Consider the following 25,917-nt stretch of genomic DNA (forward strand, 5'->3'; position numbering starts at 1 on the left):
TTGCCAACGCGGCTTACAAATTGAAATTCACCCCTAGTATATAGTTGGCTCTACGACTGTTGTAACCATACACATCAAAATATCTCTGATCGGTAATATTTCGCAAATCGGCAAACAGGTTTATCTTTCTTTTAATAGCATATGATGCATAAAAATCTATGGTATAGTAAGCAGGCATCGGGTTGGGGCCGCCTAAATCATATTCGCCGGGAATACGTTCTCCAATATACCTGAACGCCGGAGCTACGGTGAGGTTCTTAACAGGGTTCAGTGCCAGCGTACTATTTACAGTGAAATTAGGCCGGCGGAAAAGATTTCTGGATGACAGGCCTGCATTAATTCCCCGCCCATTGATATAAGTAAAATTACTTACCCACTGCCCTATTTTACCTACGGCTATATTGCTTTCTACCTCAAATCCGTAATCATTCTGCTCATCCCGATTCATATACTTACTTGCAAAAGTTTCGGGATCGGTATAGTAAATGATCAAATCTTTGATGTCTCTTTTGAAGGCTACAAGTCGTAACGAGTTTTTTTGATCGTTGGTAAATGTTTGTACCCCTAGTTCATAATTCACACTTTTCTCAGGCGCCAAATCCCTGTTACCATATTCACTATATAGTTGATACAATGTAGGAACGTTGTAACCGCTTGAAATATTGACAAAAACCCGTGTTTGTTCATTCACGTTGTAAGATGGATTAAATGTAAATGTTGTGTTGTTACCGTACAAACTATTATGATTTAAACGACCTCCTACTTCCAGATTAAAGCCCCGTATATCTGTAAAAAGAGCTGATGCATAGCCAGAAAAGTTCCTAACACGTGCAGAATCATCCTGAATGGGAAAAGCATCGTAGGGCCCATAATTGGAAATACTATTAAATGTTTGATTTGTTTTCTGAAAAGTATGCTGCAGCCCAGCCACCAGTGAAATATGGCCAGTGAAATCGTGGTTGCCATATAAGTCTGTTACAATAGAACGGCCTTTTAAATTATTTTCAGACCAGATTGTATAAAAAGAAGCATTGGGATCAATTCTTAGTGCACCTATGTCAGTACTATCATTGTAAAAAAACCGGTCGGAGTTGATAAAGCTTTGAACCAGGTGCAAAGCCGACTTCGAGTTCTTATAATTAACGCTTACACTGTTCACCATGTTTTTAATACGGGCCCTTACATCCCTGTCGTCCTGGTATGCACCGCCGTCAGCATCCGTTTTAAAGAAGCCATAATTATTGGTGTAATTAACGGTTACAGATGGCGAAAACCGGTAGCCCAGATTCGCCTGGAAACCATCCTGCTTTAAACCATCCTTATCAAATCCCCTGCTTCCCATGCTGTCGTATGCGGCAGAAAAGCCATCGGTATTAACCCGGTTATAATTTAAATGATAGGAGAATTTATCAACGTTTCCGTTTACGCCTGCACCTACTCTCCATGTATTATAACTTCCATAAGCAACAGTGGCTGAAGCCCCTATTTTTCGGGGACCACCTTTTTTGGTAATTATATTTACTACTCCTGCTACTGCTGCGCTTCCCCATATTGTACTTTGAGCACCTTTCAGTATTTCAATACGCTCTATTTGGTCCGGATTAATATTATTAAGATCATAGGTATTGGTGATCATGTTAGGGTCCTGAAGAGGAACACCATCGAGAAGAAACAATGTATTGCCGGTTGCCGCGCCACGCAGATACAACTCCTGATTACTTCCCGGCGCATTATTAGCTCCTACGGTAAAAACACCAGAAAACTGGTTTAATATTTCGGTAAGCGATTTTCCGCGATTGTTTATTAATGTAGATTGGTCTATCACCGTAACTACTTTTCCGGTCTGTGATTGTTTTTGTGATTTTTTTGAGGCCGTTACAATCACCTCATCTAAATTCCGATCAGAACCTTTTTGGATTTGAGCCTGAAGCGTGCTACAGAATGGCAGAACAGCTAATACTACAATTACTTTTTTCACTCTTAAATTGTTTTAGTTGAACGGCAGGGCAAAAAGAAACATAAACGCAGCAGCGGTTACATTTCACGCTTTTTCACCCGAAAGCCTGAATAATATTGAATGAAAATTGGCAGGTCTTCTGGCTTGGTTCAACTTCGCTCCCTTCCCATCCGCCCGTCGGCGAACAGTGGATCATGAGCGAAAACAGGAATCTGTAATTCCTGTAACCTTACAGCTACGGGGATAGCGCCGGACTCCATGCCTGCGGCAGACAAGTACACCGGACTTCCCTTTTAACTCCGCTAACTGCGGAGACCAAAATTCGGCGCAAAAGTACAGAAATGTATTAAGCTTGTTTCAACATGAACAAGGGGTCTTAAAATACCTACCCGCCCAAGGCTCCTGCTATTTCTTAAAATATATGCCTACGCAGCCCTCTCGCAGGTATTACCTGACTAATATAATTACACAACCTTCACAATATTTGAAATCTGGTGCAGCGGCTAAATCATATTGAAGCTATAACAGCTTATCCCAAGAGCATCATTTTAAGTACTACAGCACCTGCACTATACTATAAAAGGCAACGCCGCTTCGGGAACCACCTTTACAACATCATCCATGGTTACAAGCGCCGGCGGAAGCGCAGGTCCCGGAGGTGGCAGATAACCCTTACAAAAAAGATAATGACTATAAAAACATTTTAGGATCGGCTCATAGTCAAAGAAAAGCTTTCTCTTAGTGAGGGAGCTTTCCTCTTATATAACCATACACCCAGGTACCGGCAATAGCACTGAGCAACACTACTGCTACAACAGTAAACCCCGACCCGATCTGTGCAAATAAAGGACCCGGACAGGCCCCGGTCATGGCCCAACCTAGTCCAAACATAAGCCCTCCGAAAATCTGGCCTTTATTAAATTTTTTAGATTGAAAGGTAACAGGAGTTCCATCTATGGCCTTTAAACCCAACTTCTTTATTATCCAAACAGAAATAATTCCCACAACCACTGCACTTCCTATTACACCATACATATGAAAACTCTGCAGCCTGAACATCTCCTGTATACGAAACCATGAAACGATCTCGGCTTTTACAAACACAATTCCAAAAACAATACCCACCAATAAATACCTTAAATTATACGCAATATTGGTATTGACAGGTTGGGTATTATCTGAAGACTGGACTTCAAAATCAGTAACCTTATTGTTCATTGATGTAGTTTTATAATTTCATGATGATAGGAAGTAAAACATTGGCCATGACAAAGCCACCGGCCATAAAGCATATCGTTGCCACAAGAGATGGCCATTGCAGATTACTTAGCCCCATAATGGCATGACCACTTGTACAGCCACCTGCATAACGGGTGCCGAAACCAACCAGGAATCCGCCAACTATCAATAGTATAAAACTCCGCAAGGTTAGTAAATGTTCCCAGCTAAATATTTCCTGTGGTAGTAAATGCCTGGTATCCGTAACATTATAGGCCCGTAGTTCTGCAGCCAATGCGGGCGCTATAGATACTGCGTTGCTGTCAGATAACCAATGCGCGGCTATAAATCCACCAACGAGGATGCCTGCTACAAAAAACAGGTTCCAGATCTCTTTTTTCCAATTGTATTGAAAGAAGGGAATATTGGCTGGGAAACAGGCTGCACAAATATGCCGAAGGTTGGCTGATATACCAAAATGCTTGTTGCCTAGTAATAATAAAGTGGGTACAATCAACCCTATCAGAGGGCCGGCCACATACCAGGGCCAGGGCTTTTTAATTAACTCCATCATAGTCCATAAAGTTAACCAATTGCCCAATCATTATTTATTATTAAAGCGAAAACAACCCTATTAGTTCATGCAGCAGAATATAGGTGCCCATTAGCAAAACGAACCACCCAAAACCTTTTTTCAAAAAACTTCCATCAATTTTTTGACCAATCACCGAACCAATGAGAACCCCTATAACAGATATCCCCGTTATTTTAAACAGCAAAGGCCAATTCATTTGATGATGGGTTACATCATCGGCAAAACCTATGAGACTATTCAGCGTGATTATTACCAGCGAAGTACCAATAGCTTTTTTTATGGGCAGCCGGAGCAATACTGTTAAAGCAGGTATTAACAGGAAGCCCCCTCCAGCACCCAATAAACCTGTAACCAGTCCTACTGTAATACCATATAAAGCAATAGTACCGGCTCCTGCCTTGTGAACAACGCTCCTATTCTTTTCCTTATCGTCTTTTATCATTGAAAAGGAGGACACAATCATTAGACTGGCAAACAACAACATGGTCAGAAGAGACACCGGCATTTGATATCCGGCAATACTTATAAATGAAGGAAGATGAGGTATAAGATAATGCCTTATACAGAAAACGGTAACTATTGATAAGGTTCCAAATACGACAACCGTTGTAATGTCAACTTTTTTATTTGCGAAGCTATTCACTGAACCAACCAGGCTGGTTATACCCACAATAAACAGTGAGTAAGAGGTTGCCAGAACGGGAGATACCTGGAAGAGATACACCAGTATAGGAACGGTTAATATAGAACCGCCTCCGCCAACAAGTCCCAATGTTAAACCAATTAATAATGCTGCTATGTAGCCCGCAATCTCCATATATTAATATACAAATATGCATGTTTTAAAGTACTAAAGGGGGATAGCCTTTCAATAATTCTTTATCTTCAGTACTCATAAACGTTTTTAAAACAGCGAGCAATTGGCATAAACTATCAGACTTTTAAACACAAGACTTGAGAAAACAACTCTTACTCACTACTGCAGCTTGCTGCCCAAAAATTTACGAATGAAAAAACAGCTCGGTCTTTTTGATCTGACAATGATCTGCGTATCCTTTGTGATAGGGATGGGTATATTCAGAGCCCCTGTAAATGTTGCTAAAGCTACTCCCGATGTACTGACTTATTTTCTTTGCTGGCTGGCAGGAGGCATCGTTGCTTTTTGCGGAGCATTAACCTATGCCGAAATAGGATCCCGCACTCCTGCCACGGGAGGATATTATAAAGTTTTTTCCTATGCCTACCACCCGTCAATAGCATTTGCTATCAATTGTATCATCCTGGTCAGTAATGCAGCTTCGCTGGCGATGGTGGCATTGGTAGGGAGCGAGTACCTCTCTGGCGTATTGTTTCCGGCATCAGATAAGATCAAAACAATAGAACTTTCGTTTGCCATCATTGCTATCATTATTTTCTATGGGGTAAACATGCTGGGGCTTAAGCTAAGCTCCCGCGCCCAGAATATTCTGATGATCATCAAAATAGGAATGGTTCTTTTGCTCATCGTATCTATTTTATTCGCACCCGCTGCGCCTGTCATAATACCGGGAAATGCTACAACAACGGCTCTTACTGACTATATCAAAGCTTTTGGTATAGGACTGGTTGCGGTGAGCTTTACTTACGGTGGCTACCAGCAAACCATCAATTTTGGAGAAGAGGTAAAAGATCCGTCGCGCACTGTACCACGTAGCATTTTTTGGGGCATTTTTATTATTGTGTCTTTATATCTCCTGGTAAACTATGCATATGTCAGAGTAATAGGTTTTGAACAGCTAAAAGACAGCAAGAATATCGCCGCCATTATGGCCTCGAAAGTACTGGGTACCAAAGCCGAAAATATTTTATCTGTATTATTGTTCCTTGGCGTATTGGGCTATATCAATGGCTCACTCCTGAGTAATCCGCGGGTCATGTATGCAATGAGTAACGACAAGGTACTTCCCGCCTTATTTTCCAAAACCAATAAAAACGGCGTTCTTACTTCATCATTAACTATTTTCTCATTGATCGCCGTACTCGTTGTTTTCTGGGCTGAAGAATTTGATAAAATCCTGAGCTTTTCTATTTTCCTGGATTGTTTTGGTATGGCGCTCTCAGCAGGAAGTATTTTCTACTTCAGGAGAAAAACGCGACACCTGGATGGTACAGGCATTTACAGTATGAAGCTTTATCCGCTTCTGCCGGCTATTTTTATTGCTGCTTATGCATTCCTGGCCGTTAGTATTGCAGTAGACTATCAAAAAAACAACTATGCCGCGTTAACCGGTATTATTGTATTGGCAGTTTTTGTAGCTATCTATTTTCTATTTTATCGAAAAAATAAAAAAACTTCTTTATAAAATGGACCTCTCACATATCATAAATGAATTCGGAGAAAACAGGGATCAATACTTTAATGCTGTAGCGCCTCCTATTTGGCAGGCGAGTAATTTTTCGTTTAAAGATGTAGAAAGTTTTAGCAATGCTTTCGAAGACGAAAGAAACGATTATATCTATAGCAGAGGTATCAACCCTACTACCGACATTCTGCGCAAAAAACTGGCAGCTTTAGAGGGTTCGGAAGATTGTTTGCTTTTTAGCAGTGGTGCAGCGGCCATTTTTGCAGGGATACTGGCCAATGTAAAAGCGGGCGACCATATCGTATCAGTTAAAAATCCGTACAGTTCTGCAAAAAAAATGTTCGATGCCATTTTACCCCGTTTTAATGTTACTGTAAGCTACATTGATGGCAAGCTGGTTGATAATTGGAGGGAAGCAACCACAGACAATACCGTTTTATTTTATCTTGAATCGCCCAACAGCTGGACCTACGAGTTGCAGCCCTTACAGGAAATAGCCGAATTTGCACGGGAAAAAAATATTATCACCTTTATAGATAATACTTATTGCACTCCAATCTATCAGAATGTAATGGAACTGGGCATTGACATAGCTATGCAAACTGCCACCAAATATATCGGTGGTCACAGCGATACGCTGGGCGGTGTTCTTTGTGGGACAAATGTCATGATGAAAAAAATTTTTGACACAGAATTTATGACAATTGGCAGCGGGTTGCAGCCATTTAACGGGTGGCTGCTATTGCGTGGTCTGAGAACACTTCCCATGCGCCTGGAGCGAATCAAACAAACAACAACGGAAATTGTCAGGTTTTTAGAGCTTCACGAAGCAGTTGAACGACTGATCTTCCCTTTCCATCCGTCTTTCGACCAGTATGACCTTGCTAAAAAACAGATGAAGGCGGCCCTGGGACTGGTTACCATCATTATTAAAAATAAAAAAAGGGCGGCCATCATCAAATTTTGCGAAAGTCTTCAACATTTTTTAATGGCGGTAAGCTGGGGAGGGCATGAAAGCCTGGTTATTCCCCGCTGCGCCTTTGTAAAAGAAAATGTGTACGATGAGGACAATGAAAGCCACCGCCACATCCGGCTTTATTTTGGCCTGGAGGATTCCGATTACCTGATAAATGACCTTCAGCAAGCATTGTTGCAGGCAGCATGCGTATAAAAAATTATCATAAATTATTTATTAAAAATCAGCGGTCCGCACTGTTTGGTCTGTGAAATCGGGGGGTTTCATCCAATTTAAAGCCGCGCCTGTCCAACAGCAAGGTTTAAAATGTTATTCAAGGCTTATATTTGCGAAACAAAATCCTTTTTTGGTATATGTTTTGCTCGAAAAATGAGTTTTGTAAAGTTTTAAACCTTATCTGTTATAACATGAAGAGACTTCTGGCTGTAGTATTTGTTCTTTTTTTAACGACAAATTTTTCCTTTGCACAAAAAGGGCAGCGATTAAAGAAACTAGTAAGTAAAAAATCCGATATCTCTGCAACTTTACCTTTATCAGTTGTTGAAATCCCTACCGGAACCTTCGTAATGGGAGACGAAGCTGATACTTCCTCCGTTTTAAAGAAAGAATTATCCAAACCAGTGTTAATAAGTGGATTTTATCTGTCGCAAACAGAAATTACCAATGCACAATACAAAGAGTTTGTTTACTGGGTGAGAGACTCCATAGCTGCCCGCATTTTGGGGGGAGCATATGTTTCCATTATCGCGGGTGATACTGCTGTAAACTGGAAACAGGCATCAAAAATCAATTATTCTGATCCCCAGATTATGAGTCAATTGGGCGATTTGCTTATGGATCCTTCCAAGACCATAAACAACAAAAGAGCTATTGACCCTCAAAAACTTGTTTACCTGTTACAAGGTTTTAACTACCAGGAGGCTGCGAAGAAAGAAAACAAAGACAAAGCACCTAGCGAATTCATTTATAAATATTCGGTTCCTGTTTATCCCGATACACTTTCATGGATGAGGGATTTCGGGTATTCTAACAATGAACAAATGGCGGTGGGTTATTTTAGCAGCCCTAAATTTCAGAACTACCCGGTTGTTGGTGTGAGCTGGAACCAGGCCAACGCTTTTTGTGACTGGATGACCAAACAAAAAATTAATTCTTACCAGGCTAAGAACAAAATGGCCGAAGGGGGTAAATGCCGTCTGCCAACAGAAGCCGAGTGGTCCTATGCTGCCAGCCTTGACATTACCGGCAACGAAAAAAAGAAATCTTCAAAGTCTAAAGAGAGTGACCAGGGCAACGTAGAGGCCCAGGGTAAAATCTTCCCGGCTTATGTAAACGATGGTAAAAAAGGGCAGGCGGGACTGTATAATATGGCTGATAACGTATCAGAATGGATGATTACCTCCTACTACGAAGGCGGTGAAAATTTCCAGAACCGGTTTAACCCTGATATACAGTTCGGAACACCACAGTCCCAATCTAAATTCCAGAGAAGAAAAGTATTAAGAGGCGGAAGCTGGAAAGATTCACCATCTCTGGTTAACACAAATAACCGATCGTATGAAGATATGGATGCCGCACACTCCTATATCGGCTTCCGTGTAGTAATAAACCTACCAGAATAATGTAACACGATAAATAACAATAAAACATAACAAAAAATAAACTATATGCCGGCAGAAAAAAACTCCAACATTCAGCGTTATTTGAATATTTTCTTCTCATTGGGCGCTGTTCCTGTGTTATTGGGAGCCTTGTTCAAACTAACTAATACTGCTCCCATTGGGGACCCTGACACCTGGCTAAAGTTTGGTATGTACACAGAGGCACTGGTTTTTTTAATATATGCAGCGGTATATGCTTTTAAACCCGAAGTTCTGGACGATGCAACAACGGTAGCTGTAGTTGAAGCAGCTCCGGCAAAAACATCGCGTACCGGCAGTGCATTGGCATCAATGGACGAAATGTTGCAAGCAGCGGATATTACACCTGATTCACTAAACAGGCTAAGCGAAGGTTTTAGATCACTTGAAACTAATATCAATAAAATCAGCAGCGCTTCTAACAGTGTTGTTGAAACTGAAGAATATGCCAAGCAAGTGAAAGAGGCTACGCTTTCTATTCACAGGGTAAATACCTATTATAATAAGCTGGCGGAAACTTCTCATGCCTTAATTAACAGTGCTGAAGATGCAAAGGCGACTCAGAAGGAAATGGCAGAACTGGCTAAAAACCTTGCAAAATTAAACCAGGTTTATAGTAGCATGATCTCTGCGATGCAAATGAAAGGTGCATAGTATTATTATAACCGTCAAAATATGTTTGCCGGTATTTTCTCAAACGAGTCTTCGAAACACACTACAATAGTGATGGAATCGAAGTAACAGAATCTAAAATTGAATATTGAGAAGTCTTGCATCTCAAATCAAAACTCATAAATCAGTAATAATTTATGGCTTTACCTAAAGAGCCCCGGCAAAAAATGATTAACGTGATGTATTTGGTGCTCACAGCATTGCTGGCACTGAATATATCAAGCGAGGTATTAAATGCTTTTAAAACAATGGATAAAAGCTTTTCCAATGCCAGTGCTACTATCGACAAAAAAACGGCCACTATATTTTCTTCACTTGAGAGTAAATTAAACGACCCCAAAACCAGGGATCTGGCAGCAGTATGGAAACCCAAAGCTGACCGGGCCAAGCAACTGTCTGACGAAATAGTTGCTTATATAGACAATGTAAAAACACAGATCACCAATGAAGCAGGTGGCGCCAATGGCGGGCACTTTAACGAAAAGAACACCAATGCAGCTACAAAAATATTGGTGGATGGTGATGGCGGACAGCAATTGTTTAATAAACTTACCGACTACAAAAAGAGCCTGCTGGGAATTGACGCTAAGATTAATGCCCAGTTCCAAAACAGCCTGCCTCTTGATTTAAGCATGCCGGATGTACAGAACAAAAGCAATAAAAACTGGGAGGACGCGTATTTTAGAAGGACACCGGCAATTGCTGCAATTACGGTTCTTTCAAAATTTCAAAGTGATATTAAAAATGCTGAAGCACAGGTAGTTGAATACTGCCATAATCAAATTGGCGAAGTGCAGGTAGTGTATGACGAGTTCCAGGCCTTGGCTACAGCTAACGCACAATTCCTTTTGCCAGGCAGCGAGTTTACCATTACAGCAGGAGTTGGAGCCTTTAGTAAAAATGCGAAGCCTACTGTAACAATTGACGGATCTGCAGTACCATTAAACGCCAACGGTTTGGCAGAATATAAGACCACTGCCGGCGGACCGGGCACTTATACCAGGAAGGTAAATATCTCGTTTGTAAAACCTGATGGTACCACTGCCACGCTTTCAAAAGATATTACTTATACTGTAGCATCTCCTACCGGTCTTACGGTAAGTGCAGATGCTGTAAAAGTATTATATGTAGGGCTTGATAACCCCATCTCGGTAGGCGGCGGAAGCGGAACCAATGCAGCCAATCTTCGTGTATCCATCAGCCAGGGGTCTATTTCGGGCAGTGGCGGTAAATATATTGCGAAAGTTACTACACCGGGAACAGCAAAAGTTACAATCAATGATGGCAAACAATCAACCAGTTTCGATTTTCGCGTAAAATCGGTACCAACACCTACAGCGATGGTGGGTGCCAGCCGTGGTGGCCGCATGCGGGTTAATGAATTTAAAGCACAGGCCGGGGTAAGAGCAGAGTTAGAAAACTTTGTATTTGAGGGTGTTAAGTTTACAGTAGTAGAATATACCATGACATTTACAGGCGCAGGCTATCCTGAGTTTATGCATAAAGCAGTATCCGGCAACTCATTCAATGCGGTGCGCAGCCTCATTGAAAGGGCAAGGCCAGGAAGTACCATCACTATTGATGAAATAAGAGCTTCCGGACCTGGCGGTACCCGAACATTACCTCCAATTGCATTCAACCTTTTCTAATAGTACGATTTGGTTTAATGTTTGCGGGCTAGATTATCACATTGGGCAACCGGAATATGAAAATATTCGTCTGTGAGCCATGATTACTTATAAAAACTGAAGAAATGAAATTTCGTATAACTTGTAGTATAGTATTGTTTTTAATGATCAGCGGCTCGTTAATGGCGCAACGGCGTAGTGCTTATGATAATACGCCTTCAACGCCGGCAAAAAGCACGGAGAAAAAAACCACAGATACAAAGAAGACCTCGTCAAAAGATAAGCCGGCGCAAACGGGGGCAGGTGAAGGTGGCGACTATAATACACCGGCTGCCAATATGCCTATTGAAGTGGTAGAAGACCAGGGCGAAGGCGGTTTATATAGTGTATCCAGGCAATCGCTGAGAAAAGATAATATTTTGGAAGATGATCATACCGACAGCGCTGCTACGCCACTGGCTTATACCCAGTTATATGCTGCAGATGCTATGTACAGGGTAAGGGTATGGCGTACTATTGACGCCCGCACACAAAAAAATGCCCGCTACTTTTACAATAAATCTATCGACGGTGATGACGATAAAAGACTGATCAACATAATACTGAGGGCTATTAAGGAAGATAGTGTACAGGCTTTCAGTAATGTTGATGATCGCTTTACTACTCCTATAAGTTTCGATGAAGCGGTTGCCGGATTTGGAGGAGGTGTGGATACTGTAGCTAAATATGATATGGAAGGAAATATAGCAGGTTACCAGGTGAGAGCGAGGGATGTTGCACCGGATTCGGTATATAAATTCCGGTTAAAAGAAGAGTGGATATTCAATAAGCGTGATGGCAAAACTTATGTAAGAATTCTGGGTATCGCTCCGCTTACCAGCTATACCAGCTCTGATGGATACACAATGGAAAACAGCGAGCATGCCGTTTTCTGGGTTTATTATCCTGATCTTCGCAAAGCTTTAGTGCGTAATAATATCACCAATCCTCTAAACATATCGGGTTATGTTACCTGGGAAGAAGTATTTGAAAACCGTCTTTTTGAAAGTGAGATCCAAAAATCTTCACTGGATGCTGAGAATGGGTTTAACAATACACCTCTTAAAGCAGACCAGGCAGAAATAATCCAAAAGCAATTGAATAACCTGAGCTCAAAAGGCTGGACAAACAAGTAAATTGCTTATCAAATTTTGTTATTATGACCATTTTTCTGAAAAAAGTTGTTATCGTTTCTACCGTGATCCTCGGCTCTTTGAGTCTTTCTGCCCAAAAATTCAGTCCACAAAAGAATAGTATTGGATTTAATTTCGGAGCATTGAGCTATTCCGGGCGATTTGCAGTTGATGCATCTTTAGCCAGTCACACCTCTTTGTATGCATCCATTGCGTACCGAAGGAAGGTTTGGGACAAGCTATATGTTCGTGCAGAAGCATTCGGTGGCCGGATGAGAGGTGATAATTCTAATGTTGCCTCGCAAGCCAACAAACCTAACGGGCAGTTTCAAACAGAAATGGCGGAGCTAGCTGTGAAAGGTGAATATGATTTCATCGATTTACAAAGCCACAAAGTAACACCTTTTGTAAACCTGGGAGTAGGTGGCTACGCTCTATTCAATTATTCGTCTACTGAAGGGCCAAAAGAGAGCGGCGATAAAATAGGATTTGTTATGCCTGTGGGCGGCGGCGTAAAATATAAGCTCAACAACCGGGTAAAGTTAGTAGCTGAAGGAAGCGCCCGGCTTTTTTCAAGGAACCTGGATGGCCGTACCGGTGCGGGCATTAATAATCCCAACCTGTATTATAGCTATGGCTTTGGCGTAATTTATGAGCTGATGCCTTCTAATATTTTATGGTAAGCCCAGCTTATCAGATGTTTTATAACATAACTGAAACCGGAGGGCCTTTTAACTAAGTCCTCCGGTTTTTTTGATGTATAATTAACTATATCAATCTCTTTTTTGTCGGCCAGGAATGATCCGATCAAGTAAAGAATCCAGAACCGGCTTAATATCGGGCGAAGGTTTCAGTAAAAAAACTCCGGCCGCAAATAATACTATTACAAAAATCGACCGTGTAAATAAACCACCCCATCCTTCTAGCTTATCAAATAGTAACCAGGTAATGATATAAATAACAAAGCCCAGCAATAATACATGGAGTGATTTCCATGTGAAGGGAAACAGCCTGAATTTTTTCCAGAGAAATATAATTCTGACAGTATTATAGATCGAAAATGAAATTAGATTGGCTAGTGACGGACCAATGATATCAAGCTGTTTTGTGAGCAGGTAATTAAGCGGGAGCATGAGTACCAGCAACACCAAACCGCTTAACAATTCAAAACGCCAGTAATTAGAGGTACCGATAATCTGGGCGTTAACTCCTGTACCCATATCAACTAAACGGGTACAACCCAAAATAATGAAAGCATTAAAGCCCAGTAAATAATCGGATTTTAGATCTAAAGTAATTACTGCCTGCCGGTAATTTAATGTGATCAATATTAGCATCAGCGTGGCAAAAATGAGCTGATTGATAGATGAGCGGTGATAAATGTTTTGAATAGACTGCATATTCTTGTCCTTCCATGCCTTTGCCAGGTGCGGGATAGTTGCCGCAATGATACCGCGCTGCGGGGCCTGTATCAAACTCGTGAGTGTGTAGGCCAGCGTAAATATACCCACCTTTGCCATCCCATCATCTAAAGTAGCTCCTATTACAAAAGAGTCAAACACTGTAGAAAGGGTTACAATTACACTTGTACCATACATAAACAAACAGAAGCGGGCAATTTTTTTAACAAACTTCCTGGTCACCCTGCTAAAGCTAAACACAAAATGGGCCTGCCGGGTAATTATCAAATAGCCTCCCAGTGTCGCAGCTATACCCAGGTATGTAAACGAATAACATTTTATGAACAGATCAAAATCGGGAATGACATTAAAGAAAAATAAAACAATGGTAATTGTCACCAGTAAGCGCCATTCTACTTCTCTTAAAAAAGCTGTAAAAACCGACTTATGTAAATTCCAGGCAAAAGCCTCTAAGATGTTAAACAGAGTAAGCCCCAATCCCATCGGAAACACCCAGTAATAATAAGTAACAAATAAAGGAGAATTTTCACTGTATTTTTTAGACACCAGGTCCTGGAACGCGAGGCCGAGAATCACAACTGCTAAAAATCCTATCAAGCTTACTATCAGCGCCCAGGCCAGCATATCATTTTTGCCTGGCTTTAAATTATCGTTATAATAGGGATAAAACTTATAAATAAATGACGGCATTGCCAGTGTCGACAGCGAAGCCATCAGCGCTGCTACGTCTATGAAAATTTTTGTAAGTCCGAATTCTGTGCTGGTAAAAAGTCCTTCTTTCGCAAAGAAAAAAGTATTAAGCAACCCTACCGAAAAGCCAAAGTATACGATTATTGAAGAAACAATACTTTGCCGCCTGATTTTTGCACTCATTATGAAGTTGCTGGTTTACGTTTTAAATTGTCCATAACCCAATCGTCAAACTTAGAACATTTTTAAGTGGCATCACGAAAAGCAAAACTAAAAATCATATTTCTTTAACGGTTATATAAAAATCAGGTACCACTTTTATGGCTCCACCCGCTTCTTTGAGGCTTATTTTCTGAAAGGTTTCAGAGGGAAATAACCAACGACCATTGGTTAATAAAACCGGCATATTAAACCCTTTTACTGTATTGCCCCACTTGTATAAAATATTGCCTCCTTCTACCTTATACTGCAGCTCAGGTATACGGGTGGTTCGCAGGTATTGGTCAAAGATCTTACTCAGATCTTTTTTGCTTTTCTGGCTCATATAGCTTTCTACCTGTTGAGTTGTTACTGTTTGATGGTAGAAATCTTTGTTCAACCCTCTTAAAATGCTTTTAAACAAAGCGTCATTATCAATTACCTGCCTGATGGTATGTAGCATATTCCCTCCCTTATAATACATATCTCCACTACCCTCTTCGTTCACCCCGTAAACACCTATGATGGGTATATCATTAGCAATTTTTTTGCGGGTACCAATCACATATTCGCTGCCGGCTTTTTTCCCAAACCCACATTCGGTAAACATGGTTTCGCTGTAATTGGTAAAGCTTTCGTGTATCCACATATCAGCAATATCTTTTGATGTAATATTGTTAGCAAACCATTCATGCCCGCTTTCATGAATAATAATAAAGTCGAACTCCAATCCCCACCCACTTCCGCTCAAATCTTTACCCAGGTAGCCCATGCCATACTTGTTACCATAAGCCACAGCACTCTGGTGTTCCATTCCTAAATGTGGTGCATCCACCAGCTTATAGCTATCCTCATAAAACGGGTAAGGTCCCATCCAGCTTTCAAAGCAGGTAATCATAGGCTTTACCACTTCAAACTGCTTTTTGGCTTTTTCAAGGTTATAATCCAGCACCCAATAGTCCAGGTCCAGCGCCCCCCTCTCCCCCTTCACTTTATCCTTAAAGTTCACATATTTGCCTATATACGGAATGATATTATAACTATTGATTGGGTTCTTCACCTCCCAGGTCCAGGTAGCAGTACCATCTCCGTTTTTCTGGTCGCCCGTCAGCCGGCCATTACCCACAGCTACTAAAGTATCAGGTACGGTTACGGCCAAAGAAGCGCCTTTATCAGGCTCGTCTCCCTGGTAATCTTTACACGGATACCAAACACTGGCACCCAGCCCCTGGCAGGCAACACTGATCCAGTCACGTCCCTTTTCGTCTTTGCTCCAGATCCAGCCTCCATCCCAGGGCGCATTCTTCGCCACCTTTGGCGTTCCGTGAAAGTAAATACCAATCTCCCGGGGACCAGGCTTTATTTTATATTTGATTTCAGGATTTCTGAACTCCACCCAATAAACATTACCTTCCCTTTTCTGCGGCAGGACCTTTCCATCATATACCACACTATCGATCAACATGGGCTCCTGCAAATCAATTTGCATAAGCTTTGCACCGGTATCATAAAAAGTAATTTTGTTTTTCCCCCGGATAGTTTTCGATGCAAGATCGGGCTTTACCGAAATATCGTAGCGCAATACGTCCCATCCCATTCTACCAGTACCATTGCTGCCTCTCAATGTATCCTGCCTGGTGAAGGTTTTCCTGGAAACGCCTAGTTGTGCACTTGCCGGCAATACAGATATGGCTATAAAAAATAAAACAAGTATTTTGGAAAAGTTTTTAAGCATACACAAATGATTGAAGTGTAAATTTAACCGTTCAACCTTAAATCTGTTTTTATAAATTGATAAACGGTCGCACATTTTATATAGCTGATTTATGGCGTGCCCGCCGCCGGCCCGCAGCGTGTCGCAGAGGCCAGAGTTCACGCGTTATATGGTTATTGGCCTGTACCCTACTAATCATCAGCTCCTGCACAACCAAAGGCAAATCCGGCAAAAATATATTCCATTATAACGAATATACGGGCATAGCATCCCTCGACCCGGCATTTGCCAAAAATCAATCTACCATGTGGCCTGCCCACCAGTTGTTTAACACACTGGTAGAAATTGATGACAGTTTGAATATCAAGCCCTCTATCGCCACACACTGGGATATCTCCGATGACAAAAAGACTTACACATTTTATTTAAGGCCCGACATATTATTCCATAACGATGCTTGCTTTCCTCAATACAAAGGACGGAGGTTGGTTGCTGCTGATGTAGTATTTAGCCTCAACCGCATTATTGATCCGGCCACAGCTAGTCCGGGTGCCTGGATCTTTAACGGCAAGGTAGACAGCATCCAGCCGTTCAAAGCATTAAATGATACTACTTTTCAACTCAGGCTACTGCAGCCTTATCAGCCAATACTGGGCATTTTATCTATGCAGTATTGCTCCATAGTAGCGCCGGAGGCGGTTCGGTTATACGGCAAAGATTTCAGGCAGCACCCGGTAGGCAGCGGCCCTTTTAAGTTTGTAAAATGGGAAGAAGGACAGGCTTTGATTTTCGGTAAAAATGAAAACTATTTTGAAAAAGACAGTGCGGGCATACGCCTGCCGTACCTCGATGGCATTAAAATAAGTTTTAAAGATAGTCGTGCCACAGAGTTCCTTTTATTCAGACAGGGCCAGCTCGATTTTATCAATGAGCTTGACCCTAGTTTTAAGGACGAAGTACTTACTAAAAAAGGAACGCTGCGTGATATCTGGAAAGATAAAATAGAACTGCAAACGCAACCCTATTTAAATATAGAATACCTGGGTATTTTAGTAGATAGCACCAATCCTATAGTAAAGAATACCCCGCTCAGGTTAAAAAAGATCAGGCAGGCCATCAACTATGGTTTCGACCGTCGTAAAATGATCCTTTATTTAAGAAATTCCCTAGGCACGCCCGCTGAAAGTGGTTTTATTCCTATGGGTCTTCCCTCGTTCAACGACTCTATAGTAAAAGGGTATACCTACAATCCTGCCAAAGCGGCTCAGCTGTTGAAAGAAGCGGGGTTCGCGGGAGGGAAAGGGCTAGCACCGGTAAAGCTGTTAACCATTTCAATTTATGCCGACTTTGGCAATTTTATAGCGAGACAACTCGAAGAATTAGGCATCCCGGTACAGGTAGAAGTGGTACAAAAATCATTACTCTTTGAAATGACATCAGGTTCTAAAGCTGCTTTTTTCCGCGGCGGGTGGATTGCAGATTATCCGGATGCAGAGAATTATCTGTCGGTTTTCTATTCGAAAAACCCCGCCCCTCCCAATTATACCCGGTACAACAACCCCGCTTTCGATAAGGTTTTTGAACAGGCCATAAAGGAAACCAATGACTCCATCAGGTATACATTGTACAGGCAGGCAGATCAGATAGTAATTAACGACGCGCCCGTTGTGCCTTTATGGTATGATAAAGTGATCCACCTGGTGCAGAAAAACGTAAGCGGCTTTACCCCTAACGCTTTAAATCTTTTGGAACTCCGAAAAACACGAATCAACTAAAGTACTATGATGTCTTGCATTGAACTATTAGCTGTTCCGTTATTGAAAGCTTTTGTAAGTGAATCTGTATCATCATTTGTTGGATGGCTGGGCACCGGATTTTATCTACTGGCCTACCTCCTGGTAAGCTTCAACAAAGTAAAAGCCAATAAGCCGGCCTACCATATCCTTAACATACTGGGAGCTGTTGGCCTTATTGTGCATGCGGTCTATATGAACGACGGACCTAATTTAATCTGCAACCTGGCATGGCTGTCCATAGCCGTTATCGCCATTTTAGCTATTTTTTTCCGGAAGACTAAACAAAATTAAGAAGGGCAATGGCCTGCTTTTTATAACGTTTCAGACCAGCCGCATACTCTTTTTCATCTTTAACAAGGCTTAGGTAATAGTATGCCCCATCTACCAGTACAAAAATAAGATCCGCTGTTACCGCAGCATTGGCCACCTGGAGCAATCCTTCTTTTTTACACGCTTTGATATATTGCTCCATATTCTTACGCAGTGTTTCCAATAACTGCCTGTACCTGCCCGCTATAGTTTCGTCGCGTAAGGCTAACGCATAGCAACTATAAGAAACACTGTCATCAAATAAAACATTCCATTTCTTTGAGAATACATTATCGATAATTTTCAACAGTACTGTTTTGGGTGTACTGCTATCAGATGCCGGGACGTTGAATATCTGCAGGTATCGATCCAGTATAAATTCGATAAGCCCATAAACCAGTTGCTCGCGGCTTTTGAAATAATGTATGATCAAACTCGGATTCATCCCGGCCAGTTCGGCCGTTTTAGCCAGTGAAGCATTTTCCAGGCCTTCTTGTTTGGCTATCTGGTAAAACACTTCAATAATTTCTTTTTGTCGAGCATCTTTTAAGCTTCGTCTTCCCATAGTAGTTATATTAGAGTGGCGCCAACACCAGTAAGTAGTTAGGCAATACAATATTTATTTGCCAGAAGGTAACTGGAAATTAATTTAAATATAAACATAATCTGTAAACAAAAAACAAGTAACACAAAAATAATATTAAATTAATTGAATGTTCATTCAATTAATTTTTCTAGTATTGTATTGCCATATATTTTTGACAGACTGAAAACAGTGAGTTGGATTACAGTCACGTTGACCGGATTTTTGAATGGATCAGTTGAAGTATTTTAGGGATAAGGGCTACACATTAATCTCTTCAAACCATTTTAAACCATAAAAGAATGAGAATGTCTTTTTACAGGCACCGACCGGAATACAATAACACAAGTTATGTGCTTTATCTTTTATCGATGCAAACGTTTGCGCAAAAACAAGTTTTAATTTAAATTGAATAAACATTCAATTTAAATTTGTATTAGCAAATAGCAGAATATCATTTTATCTCATACTGTATTCTCCTGTTGTGTCAGTGCATGCCGGTATATGTTTTGTAATTTTTGTTTGTGCTTCAAATAATCAAGGCTTTAAAAACAAATTATATCTCTCGCTATATCATTTATTAGTTAAAAAAACAATTGCAATGAGTAAATTCAAACTACCTATTCTGCTGTTTTTCTTATTTGCGGTTACATCGGTTATTGCGCAAACCAGGCAAATAACCGGCAACGTAAAAGATGAAACAGGGGCTTCAATACCAGGGGCCACAATTTCTGTGAAAGGAACCAGCATTACTGTACAGGCCGATGCTTCAGGAGCTTTTACCGTGTCTGTAAATTCAAAAGACCTGTTAACCGTTTCAGCAATTGGTTATACAACCCAGGATGTTGAAACCGACATCTCCGGACCTATAAACATCGTACTTAAAAAAAATGAGCAGGGATTGGACGAAGTGGTGGTTGTAGGTTATGGTACCCGTAAACGGACAAACGTAGCGGGGGCTGTAGATCAGATTGCAGGCAAGAAAATTTCCGACCGCCCTGTTGCCAATGTTTTGCAAGGACTACAGGGACTAAGTGCAGGACTCAATATTTCTTATGCCGGCGGTTCGCCGGGAGCCACTCCTAATATTAATATCAGAGGAATGGGATCCATTAATGGAGGCGGCGGATCGCCATTGATACTGATCGACGGAATAGCATCACAGATAGATGATATGTTGAGATTAAATCCAACCGATATAGAATCAATTACGACGTTAAGAGATGGCGGAACAGCTGCTATTTATGGAGCCCGTGCGGCATTCGGAGTTTTAATGATAGAAACTAAAAAAGGTAAACTGGGAGGACGTCAAACTATATCATACAATAACTACTTTGCTTTGTCCAAAAGAACGGTGATGCCCGACCCGATTACCGACCCTTACATTTATAAAAAGCTAAGGCGTATAGCCCTCGAAAATTCTCCATGGAATGACAACTCCTATGGCACCTTCTTTCCCTGGGAGCAGGAATGGGCAAAGCAGCGTTCCGACGACCCATCGGTAGAAGATGTCAGGCCCAATCCCGACGATCCGACACAGTGGGCCTATATGGGGAGTAACAACTTTAACGATTACTTCTTTAGCAAAAGTAATTTCTCTCATTATCAAAATCTTGCTTTTAGCGGGTCGTCTTCTGGAAAAATGCCCATCACCTACCTGTTATCTGCCGATTATACAAAAGAAAATGGTCTTATTAAAATAACAAAGAATGATTGGACCAGAAGCGGCTTTAGAGGCAATATAGGCATCAATCCATTGTCGTGGTTGAAAATCGAAGACAACATGACCATTTACCAGTTGAAAAAAGATTTACCGACCTATAATGTAACAGATGTTTACTATACCCAGCCTGTTAACGTACCTAAAAATCCGGATGGCACCTGGGGTAATAACAGCGCCGGTATTTTAGCAGGAGGGCTGGTTGATGGTGGCAGAAATTTGGAAACCCGCTTTGGATTTAATAATATCCTCAGAGGTGTTCTTAGCTTCTTTGATAAAGACCTGGTTATTACAGGATCTATGAGCAACAAAAGGGAACTATGGAAAGGCAACTACTCCAGCTTGCCTTTTGAAGTAGGGTATGGCCCTAATGATGTACGTCAGGTCAATACTCCTGGTTATATTTCTACTGTAAACGGAACTGTTGTTCAGGATATTTACGATCTGTTTGCGAACTATCATAAAAAATGGGGAGAACATAGCTTTGCACTAACTGCTGGTTACAACCAGGAGAACTATCAATGGGACCCTACCTCAGCCAGCAGAAACCAGCTTATATCAAGAGACCTGCCTTACATTTCACTAACGGTTGATAATACATCGGCCTCCATCTCTCAGTCTGGTTTCGGCAGCTCCTACTACGAATATGCTATTCGCAGCTATTTTGGCCGTTTAAACTATTCGTTCAAAGATCGTTACATTCTTGATTTTATAGCTCGCAGAGATGGTTCTTCCCGGTTTCCCTCCAACAACCGGTGGGCATTTACACCGGGAGTGTCCGGGGCATGGGTAGTAAACAAGGAAAAATTCTGGGATAACTTAAATAACATAATTCCTAATTTTAAATTGCGGGCTTCATATGCCAATCAGGGTAATCAGTCGGTAGCCTATTACGGTTATTTGCAGAATCTGCCAATTGGAACCTCCGGCTATCTTATTGGTGGCAACCGAACGCCTGTTACCTCAGCTCCTAACCTGTCAGTCGATCCTAATAATTATACATGGGAAAGTGTTATCTCGAACAATTTTGGAACCGACATAGGACTTTTTAAGAACCATCTGAATATTACATTTGACTATTACGTAAGGAAAACCACCGGAATGCTTGGCCCCGCTAAGGTACTACCGGCCGTTCTGGGAAGCAGTGCGCCCCAGCAAAACGCTGCCGACATGTCTACAAATGGATGGGAGCTTACAGCGAGCTATAATAACAATTTTATAGTAGCTAACAAACCGTTTTCTTACACTATAAAAGGACAGTTATGGGACAGCAAGAGTAAGATTACGAAATACGATAATCCACTTGGACTATTTTCAGCAGCCTGGAGACAAGGACAGACAGTTGGAGAAATATGGGGTCTTGAAAGTGATGGCTTTTTTAAAGACAAGGCAGATATAGCCACTCTGGATCAGTCGGCAATTATTCCTTGGGGAGCCCTTGAAATTGTACCAGGCTGGCCGAAGTATATTGACCAGGACGGAGATAAAAAAATCATCCAGGGGCTTAGCGATAAAGATCCGAAAGACTTAAAAATAATTGGGAATAGCCAGGCCCGGTATAGGTATTCATTTAATGTAGATATGTCATGGAACAATATTGATTTATCCGTCTTTTTACAAGGGGTGGGTAAAATGGATTATTATCCTCAACATTATTTGTTTTGGGGGCTTTACCAGCAGCCATACGCCAACATGTACCCCTGGTTACTTGACTTCTACAGGCCTGAAGCTGCTTCTGCCGAAGAAAGAGCGGGCTATCCCCAAGCTTATATTAACGCGGGACTTGCTGACGCAAATCTCAACTCCTATTATCCGGTATTACAATCGTGGCTGGCAGACAATAACTATCACGAGGGAGGCAAAGATTATGGTTTAGATCTGGCACAATCGAAATACTTACTTAATGCATCCTATTTACGGGTTAAAAACATAACAGTTGGGTATACACTTCCAAACCAGTTAACAAAGAAAATAGGAATAGACCGGTTGAGATTATTTTTTACTGGCGACAACATTACCGAATTTTCTAAAATCAAAAAGTATCTCGACCCTGAATCTATTGTTGATGGATACGGCTGGGCCTACCCTTACCAGAGAAAATATTCTTTAGGCTTAAATGTTACATTTTAGTAATCGATCGTAAAAATTTTAAAGCAAAAGAAATGAAAAATTATATATACTTATGTTTGTTGATCATAGCAACGGCTTCCTGTAAAAAGGACTTTTTAGACCGATACCCGCAAACGGTTATTTCGCCACAACTTTATTTTAAAACAGAAAGTGATTTAAGCCTATATGTGAATGGCATGTTGAGTAAGAGAGGAACAAGCATTTATGTAAACAGTGACGAGCAATCAACAGATGATTATTCAACAACAGGAAATGTGCGCATGAAAAATATGCTCGCTGGTAATATATCTGCCGACAATACGCCCAGCTTTTGGGGCTGGTCTACTCTAAGAAATATTAATTACTTCTTAGATAACTATTCCGGCGCTAATACCACCGCAGAAGTAAAAAATCATTATGCAGGTCTGGCCAGATATTACAGGGCTTTATTCTATATGGATAAAGTGAAAGTATACTCAAATGTTCCATGGTACAGCCACGTAATTGAAGCATCAGACTCTGCAAGTTTGTATAAGGCCAGTGATCCCAGAAGCCTCATTATAGACAGCATTTTTAAAGATCTGGACTATGCCGTAAATAATGTAAGAGAAAGCGTGCCGGCAGGAACACCGGGTCTTTGGGCAGTTAAAACAATGTATGCCCGTTTAGCATTACATGAGGGCACTTACAGGAAATACCATCCCGAATTAAATTTGCAGAATACTGCCAACCGTTTTCTGGAGCTGGCAAAAACTCAGGCTAACGATATTATTACTTCCGGAAAATTTTTGTTGACACCTAATTATGGCGACCTGTTTGTTAGCCAGGACCTGAGCGCGAACAAGGAAGTGATTTTAAATACAGTTTATGATGTAGCAAAACAAGCGGGCTCTGACATCAACAGTGTTGTTTCGGCCAACTTTGAGCAATCTCCTTCAAGAGACCTAGTACAAGAGTACTTAATGATAGACGGTTCACGGTTTACCAGTACTGACGACTACCAGAAAAAACAATACGTAGAAGAATTTAAAAATCGAGACCCACGGATCTATGCAACATTTATGACTCCTGGATTTGTAAGGCTGCCGGCCACAACTCCGCTGGTACCACTTTTAAGTACGGGTTTTACAGGATATTACCAGAAAAAAGGCTATCAAAACAGCATTGATCCAAACGTAAGGGGCGGCGCAGACGTTCCGGAATTACGATACGCTGAAGTGCTGCTTACCTATGCTGAGGCCAGTGCCGAACTCGGCAGCCTCACTCAGGCAGATATAGATAAGTCCATTAATCTATTAAGAACAAGAGCCGGTATACCCGGGCTCAACCTTGCAAATGCAAATGCCAACCCAGATCCGGTTTTAGCGAATAAATTCTCTGATGTAACAGGCGCCAATAAAGGAGCTATTTTGGAAATCAGAAGAGAGAGAAGAGTGGAGTTTGCATTTGAAGGCAAACGGTACGATGACTTAATGCGTTGGAATGGAGGTAAGGTATTTGAAAAGTATCCACAGGGAATGTATTTCCCAGGACTGGGCCAATATGATTTAACAGGAGACAATGTTGCAGATATAATTTTAGTAAGCAGAACTGCTACAATTCCTCCCGTTGATCAAAGAATAAAAAACTCGCTTGGTGTGACACTTGTTTATTATAAAGTAGGCACTTTTGGCCAATCAGGTAGCATTCCATTAGAGAACGGAGAAACCGGAGGACCTATTGTAACCGGATTAGCACCCAGAACATTTGTAGCTCCAAAATATTATTATTTCCCGATACCGATATCACAAACAACGCAAAACCCAAAATTGCAACAACCCCATGGTTGGGAATAAGGAAATCGTAAAAAGCTATTCAAATATTTAAACTCTCAAATTTTATAATTCTCAAAAAAAAATTACAATGAAAAAGAATGTTTTATTACTCTTATTGTTTGTTCTGTCTCTATCTTTTATTTCATACATTCCCGCTGAGGTATCAGATATGAGCGCCCCTGGTGTTAGTAGAATTAAAGTTACCAACTTAAAAGAAAGCAATTTTGCCGGCATTACTGTGCATGCAGCTCCTGCGCCTCCATCGCCTTATACAAAATCAGTTTACTTTAAGTATAACAACCTGAATGTTGGTAATAAATTTAAAGTAGTAAGTGAAGATGGATGCGCTTTTTATACTGTTGTTAATGGCAATCCTATTACTTACACACCAGTTACATCAGCAGAAAACATATTTGGTGTATTCTTTAAAGCAGAATCGGGTTGTGGACAGGCCAGAACAATTACGGTATATTATGATGACAATGGCACCTGGATATCACAGGCTACTTTTGTAATTAATATTTGATGCCTTAACTATAAACAGAAATGTTCATTGCCTGATTTAAAAATTACATTGTTCATTTATCCTTCGATAAGTAAAGGTCGTTCCAGTGAACGGCCTTTACCTGCAAAACAGCTTTTATATTTAAAAAGTATTACAATTATATAAACATATTTATTTATGGCCCAGGGTAGAAGAAGACTTATCAAAAAGAGTAAACCATATTGTTATATGTCTACTCCATTGTATCCCCCTTGGAATATTTGCCCAAAATGCTGACAACAACCTTGCTTTGCATCTGGATGGAGAAGATAATCAGATACGTACAGGTATAGGGATTATGAAAGCGCCCTGGACTCTGGAAGCATGGATCAAAGGAAATGACACCTCTTGGAAAGAAGAAGAGGTGATTTTTGGCGGTGGTGAATACAGCGCTTTAAATACGGCTGAAAATCTGCCACTTGTTATCAAAAAGGAAAATTACATAGCGCCGGCGCACAATTATTATCTCCTACCATTTTAAATGATCAGTGGCACCATGTAGCTATTAGCTGTAACGGAGTTTTCACTCATCTCTATTTGGATGGCGTAAAAATATGCAGTAAGAGAATTGCATTTCCAATCATACCAGGTGCCATTGGAGTATGCGAAAATAGAAAAACTGCTTTTGGGGGTTGGGTGGATGAAGTTCGCATTTGGCAGACTGAGGTAGCTGCACAGACAATACAAAAATGGGCACACCAATCTATTAATCCGTCACATCCTAATTTTAAGAAAATTGTGGCTTACTATAATTTAATGACGGTATAGATAAATCTGCTATTAATTGGGTAGGAAAAGGTTCCCAAGCTTATCATTTAC

Annotated in this window: 21 protein-coding genes and 1 riboswitch; of the genes, 14 read left to right on the forward strand and 7 right to left on the reverse strand. The window is 41.0% G+C overall.

Going from position 1 to position 25,917, the window contains the following annotated elements; translation table 11 throughout:
- Positions 1-13: 13 nt before the first annotated feature.
- From ACLOAU_RS24590 to ACLOAU_RS24605, 4 genes are all read right to left on the reverse strand, one after another.
- Positions 14-1,978 carry a TonB-dependent receptor plug domain-containing protein gene (locus ACLOAU_RS24590; RefSeq protein WP_427864581.1) on the reverse strand — a complete coding sequence of 655 codons (1,965 nt, stop codon included), beginning with the start codon at positions 1,976-1,978 and terminating at the stop codon, positions 14-16.
- Between the two features lie 91 nt (positions 1,979-2,069).
- Positions 2,070-2,292: riboswitch (cobalamin riboswitch) on the reverse strand.
- A gap of 403 nt (positions 2,293-2,695) precedes the next feature.
- Positions 2,696-3,175, reverse strand: coding sequence for a DUF6691 family protein (locus ACLOAU_RS24595; RefSeq protein ID WP_427864582.1), 480 nt, complete (start codon positions 3,173-3,175; stop codon positions 2,696-2,698).
- A 10-nt stretch (positions 3,176-3,185) separates the two neighbouring features.
- Complete coding sequence (locus ACLOAU_RS24600; RefSeq protein WP_427864583.1) at positions 3,186-3,749, reverse strand: YeeE/YedE family protein; 564 nt, start codon at positions 3,747-3,749, stop codon at positions 3,186-3,188.
- A 40-nt stretch (positions 3,750-3,789) separates the two neighbouring features.
- Positions 3,790-4,587: a sulfite exporter TauE/SafE family protein gene (locus tag ACLOAU_RS24605; protein ID WP_427864584.1), complete on the reverse strand. Its 798-nt coding sequence runs from the start codon at positions 4,585-4,587 to the stop codon at positions 3,790-3,792.
- A 190-nt stretch (positions 4,588-4,777) separates the two neighbouring features.
- On the opposite strand from ACLOAU_RS24605, the gene ACLOAU_RS24610 reads away from it, so the two are divergent.
- The 7 genes from ACLOAU_RS24610 to ACLOAU_RS24640 all read left to right on the forward strand — a co-directional run bounded on the left by ACLOAU_RS24610 (position 4,778) and on the right by ACLOAU_RS24640 (position 12,883).
- Positions 4,778-6,112, forward strand: a complete 1,335-nt coding sequence (locus ACLOAU_RS24610) for an APC family permease (RefSeq protein WP_427864585.1) — start codon at positions 4,778-4,780, stop codon at positions 6,110-6,112.
- A gap of 1 nt (position 6,113) precedes the next feature.
- Positions 6,114-7,283: a trans-sulfuration enzyme family protein gene (locus ACLOAU_RS24615; RefSeq protein WP_427864586.1), complete on the forward strand. Its 1,170-nt coding sequence runs from the start codon at positions 6,114-6,116 to the stop codon at positions 7,281-7,283.
- A gap of 212 nt (positions 7,284-7,495) precedes the next feature.
- Complete coding sequence (gene porK, locus ACLOAU_RS24620; RefSeq protein WP_427864587.1) at positions 7,496-8,710, forward strand: T9SS ring complex lipoprotein PorK/GldK; 1,215 nt, start codon at positions 7,496-7,498, stop codon at positions 8,708-8,710.
- Positions 8,711-8,755: 45 nt separating this feature from the next.
- Positions 8,756-9,382, forward strand: a complete 627-nt coding sequence (locus tag ACLOAU_RS24625) for a GldL-related protein (RefSeq protein ID WP_427864588.1) — start codon at positions 8,756-8,758, stop codon at positions 9,380-9,382.
- Positions 9,383-9,537: 155 nt separating this feature from the next.
- Entirely contained in the window at positions 9,538-11,049 is a 1,512-nt protein-coding gene (gene porM / locus ACLOAU_RS24630; protein ID WP_427864589.1) for a type IX secretion system motor protein PorM/GldM, read from the forward strand.
- Positions 11,050-11,153: 104 nt separating this feature from the next.
- A complete protein-coding gene (gene porN, locus ACLOAU_RS24635; RefSeq protein ID WP_427864590.1) occupies positions 11,154-12,203 on the forward strand; it encodes a type IX secretion system ring subunit PorN/GldN in 1,050 nt (349 codons plus the stop codon).
- A 23-nt stretch (positions 12,204-12,226) separates the two neighbouring features.
- A complete protein-coding gene (locus ACLOAU_RS24640; RefSeq protein ID WP_427864591.1) occupies positions 12,227-12,883 on the forward strand; it encodes a DUF6089 family protein in 657 nt (218 codons plus the stop codon).
- A gap of 90 nt (positions 12,884-12,973) precedes the next feature.
- On the opposite strand, the gene ACLOAU_RS24645 is transcribed toward ACLOAU_RS24640, so the two are convergent.
- Positions 12,974-14,494 carry a polysaccharide biosynthesis C-terminal domain-containing protein gene (locus ACLOAU_RS24645; RefSeq protein ID WP_427864592.1) on the reverse strand — a complete coding sequence of 507 codons (1,521 nt, stop codon included), beginning with the start codon at positions 14,492-14,494 and terminating at the stop codon, positions 12,974-12,976.
- Between the two features lie 94 nt (positions 14,495-14,588).
- The gene (locus ACLOAU_RS24650; RefSeq protein WP_427864593.1) at positions 14,589-16,244 is read right to left on the reverse strand and encodes a M1 family metallopeptidase; all 1,656 of its coding nucleotides are present in this window, start codon (positions 16,242-16,244) and stop codon (positions 14,589-14,591) included.
- A 56-nt stretch (positions 16,245-16,300) separates the two neighbouring features.
- Here ACLOAU_RS24650 and ACLOAU_RS24655 point away from each other — a divergent pair, with 56 nt between their 5' ends.
- Together ACLOAU_RS24655 and ACLOAU_RS24660 are read left to right on the forward strand one after the other, a co-directional pair.
- The gene (locus tag ACLOAU_RS24655; RefSeq protein ID WP_427864594.1) at positions 16,301-17,998 is read left to right on the forward strand and encodes an ABC transporter substrate-binding protein; all 1,698 of its coding nucleotides are present in this window, start codon (positions 16,301-16,303) and stop codon (positions 17,996-17,998) included.
- Between the two features lie 6 nt (positions 17,999-18,004).
- Positions 18,005-18,310: a CBU_0592 family membrane protein gene (locus ACLOAU_RS24660; protein WP_427864595.1), complete on the forward strand. Its 306-nt coding sequence runs from the start codon at positions 18,005-18,007 to the stop codon at positions 18,308-18,310.
- Here the strand turns inward: ACLOAU_RS24660 and ACLOAU_RS24665 are convergent.
- Positions 18,297-18,893, reverse strand: a complete 597-nt coding sequence (locus ACLOAU_RS24665) for a TetR family transcriptional regulator C-terminal domain-containing protein (RefSeq protein ID WP_427864596.1) — start codon at positions 18,891-18,893, stop codon at positions 18,297-18,299. The genes ACLOAU_RS24660 and ACLOAU_RS24665 overlap by 14 nt on opposite strands.
- A gap of 619 nt (positions 18,894-19,512) precedes the next feature.
- Here ACLOAU_RS24665 and ACLOAU_RS24670 point away from each other — a divergent pair.
- The 5 genes from ACLOAU_RS24670 (at position 19,513) to ACLOAU_RS24690 (ending at position 25,866) form a co-directional block, all read left to right on the forward strand.
- The gene (locus ACLOAU_RS24670) at positions 19,513-22,761 is read left to right on the forward strand and encodes a SusC/RagA family TonB-linked outer membrane protein (protein WP_427864597.1); all 3,249 of its coding nucleotides are present in this window, start codon (positions 19,513-19,515) and stop codon (positions 22,759-22,761) included.
- A gap of 32 nt (positions 22,762-22,793) precedes the next feature.
- Positions 22,794-24,575 (forward strand): RagB/SusD family nutrient uptake outer membrane protein, encoded by a 1,782-nt coding sequence (locus ACLOAU_RS24675; RefSeq protein ID WP_427860337.1) that lies wholly within the window; start codon positions 22,794-22,796, stop codon positions 24,573-24,575.
- Positions 24,576-24,642: 67 nt separating this feature from the next.
- Positions 24,643-25,080, forward strand: coding sequence for a hypothetical protein (locus tag ACLOAU_RS24680; RefSeq protein ID WP_427860341.1), 438 nt, complete (start codon positions 24,643-24,645; stop codon positions 25,078-25,080).
- A 268-nt stretch (positions 25,081-25,348) separates the two neighbouring features.
- A complete protein-coding gene (locus ACLOAU_RS24685) occupies positions 25,349-25,579 on the forward strand; it encodes a hypothetical protein (RefSeq protein ID WP_427864598.1) in 231 nt (76 codons plus the stop codon).
- Between the two features lie 23 nt (positions 25,580-25,602).
- Positions 25,603-25,866, forward strand: coding sequence for a hypothetical protein (locus ACLOAU_RS24690; protein WP_427864897.1), 264 nt, complete (start codon positions 25,603-25,605; stop codon positions 25,864-25,866).
- Positions 25,867-25,917: the final 51 nt, after the last annotated feature.

The organism is Paraniabella aurantiaca (assembly GCF_050309965.1).
Taxonomy (GTDB): Bacteria; Bacteroidota; Bacteroidia; order Chitinophagales; family Chitinophagaceae; genus Niabella.

Excerpts from the sequence above, each read along its gene's own strand:
- ACLOAU_RS24665 (WP_427864596.1), bottom strand. The coding sequence starts at position 18,893 with ATGGGAAGACGAAGCTTAAAAGATGCTCGACAAAAAGAAATTATTGAA.
- ACLOAU_RS24600 (WP_427864583.1), bottom strand. The coding sequence starts at position 3,749 with ATGATGGAGTTAATTAAAAAGCCCTGGCCCTGGTATGTGGCCGGCCCT.
- ACLOAU_RS24605 (WP_427864584.1), bottom strand. The coding sequence starts at position 4,587 with ATGGAGATTGCGGGCTACATAGCAGCATTATTAATTGGTTTAACATTG.
- porM (WP_427864589.1), top strand. The coding sequence starts at position 9,538 with ATGGCTTTACCTAAAGAGCCCCGGCAAAAAATGATTAACGTGATGTAT.
- porK (WP_427864587.1), top strand. The coding sequence starts at position 7,496 with ATGAAGAGACTTCTGGCTGTAGTATTTGTTCTTTTTTTAACGACAAAT.
- ACLOAU_RS24615 (WP_427864586.1), top strand. The coding sequence starts at position 6,114 with ATGGACCTCTCACATATCATAAATGAATTCGGAGAAAACAGGGATCAA.
- ACLOAU_RS24610 (WP_427864585.1), top strand. The coding sequence starts at position 4,778 with ATGAAAAAACAGCTCGGTCTTTTTGATCTGACAATGATCTGCGTATCC.
- ACLOAU_RS24645 (WP_427864592.1), bottom strand. The coding sequence starts at position 14,494 with ATGAGTGCAAAAATCAGGCGGCAAAGTATTGTTTCTTCAATAATCGTA.
- ACLOAU_RS24660 (WP_427864595.1), top strand. The coding sequence starts at position 18,005 with ATGATGTCTTGCATTGAACTATTAGCTGTTCCGTTATTGAAAGCTTTT.
- ACLOAU_RS24650 (WP_427864593.1), bottom strand. The coding sequence starts at position 16,244 with ATGCTTAAAAACTTTTCCAAAATACTTGTTTTATTTTTTATAGCCATA.
- ACLOAU_RS24640 (WP_427864591.1), top strand. The coding sequence starts at position 12,227 with ATGACCATTTTTCTGAAAAAAGTTGTTATCGTTTCTACCGTGATCCTC.
- ACLOAU_RS24625 (WP_427864588.1), top strand. The coding sequence starts at position 8,756 with ATGCCGGCAGAAAAAAACTCCAACATTCAGCGTTATTTGAATATTTTC.
- ACLOAU_RS24680 (WP_427860341.1), top strand. The coding sequence starts at position 24,643 with ATGAAAAAGAATGTTTTATTACTCTTATTGTTTGTTCTGTCTCTATCT.
- ACLOAU_RS24595 (WP_427864582.1), bottom strand. The coding sequence starts at position 3,175 with ATGAACAATAAGGTTACTGATTTTGAAGTCCAGTCTTCAGATAATACC.
- porN (WP_427864590.1), top strand. The coding sequence starts at position 11,154 with ATGAAATTTCGTATAACTTGTAGTATAGTATTGTTTTTAATGATCAGC.
- ACLOAU_RS24670 (WP_427864597.1), top strand. The coding sequence starts at position 19,513 with ATGAGTAAATTCAAACTACCTATTCTGCTGTTTTTCTTATTTGCGGTT.
- ACLOAU_RS24675 (WP_427860337.1), top strand. The coding sequence starts at position 22,794 with ATGAAAAATTATATATACTTATGTTTGTTGATCATAGCAACGGCTTCC.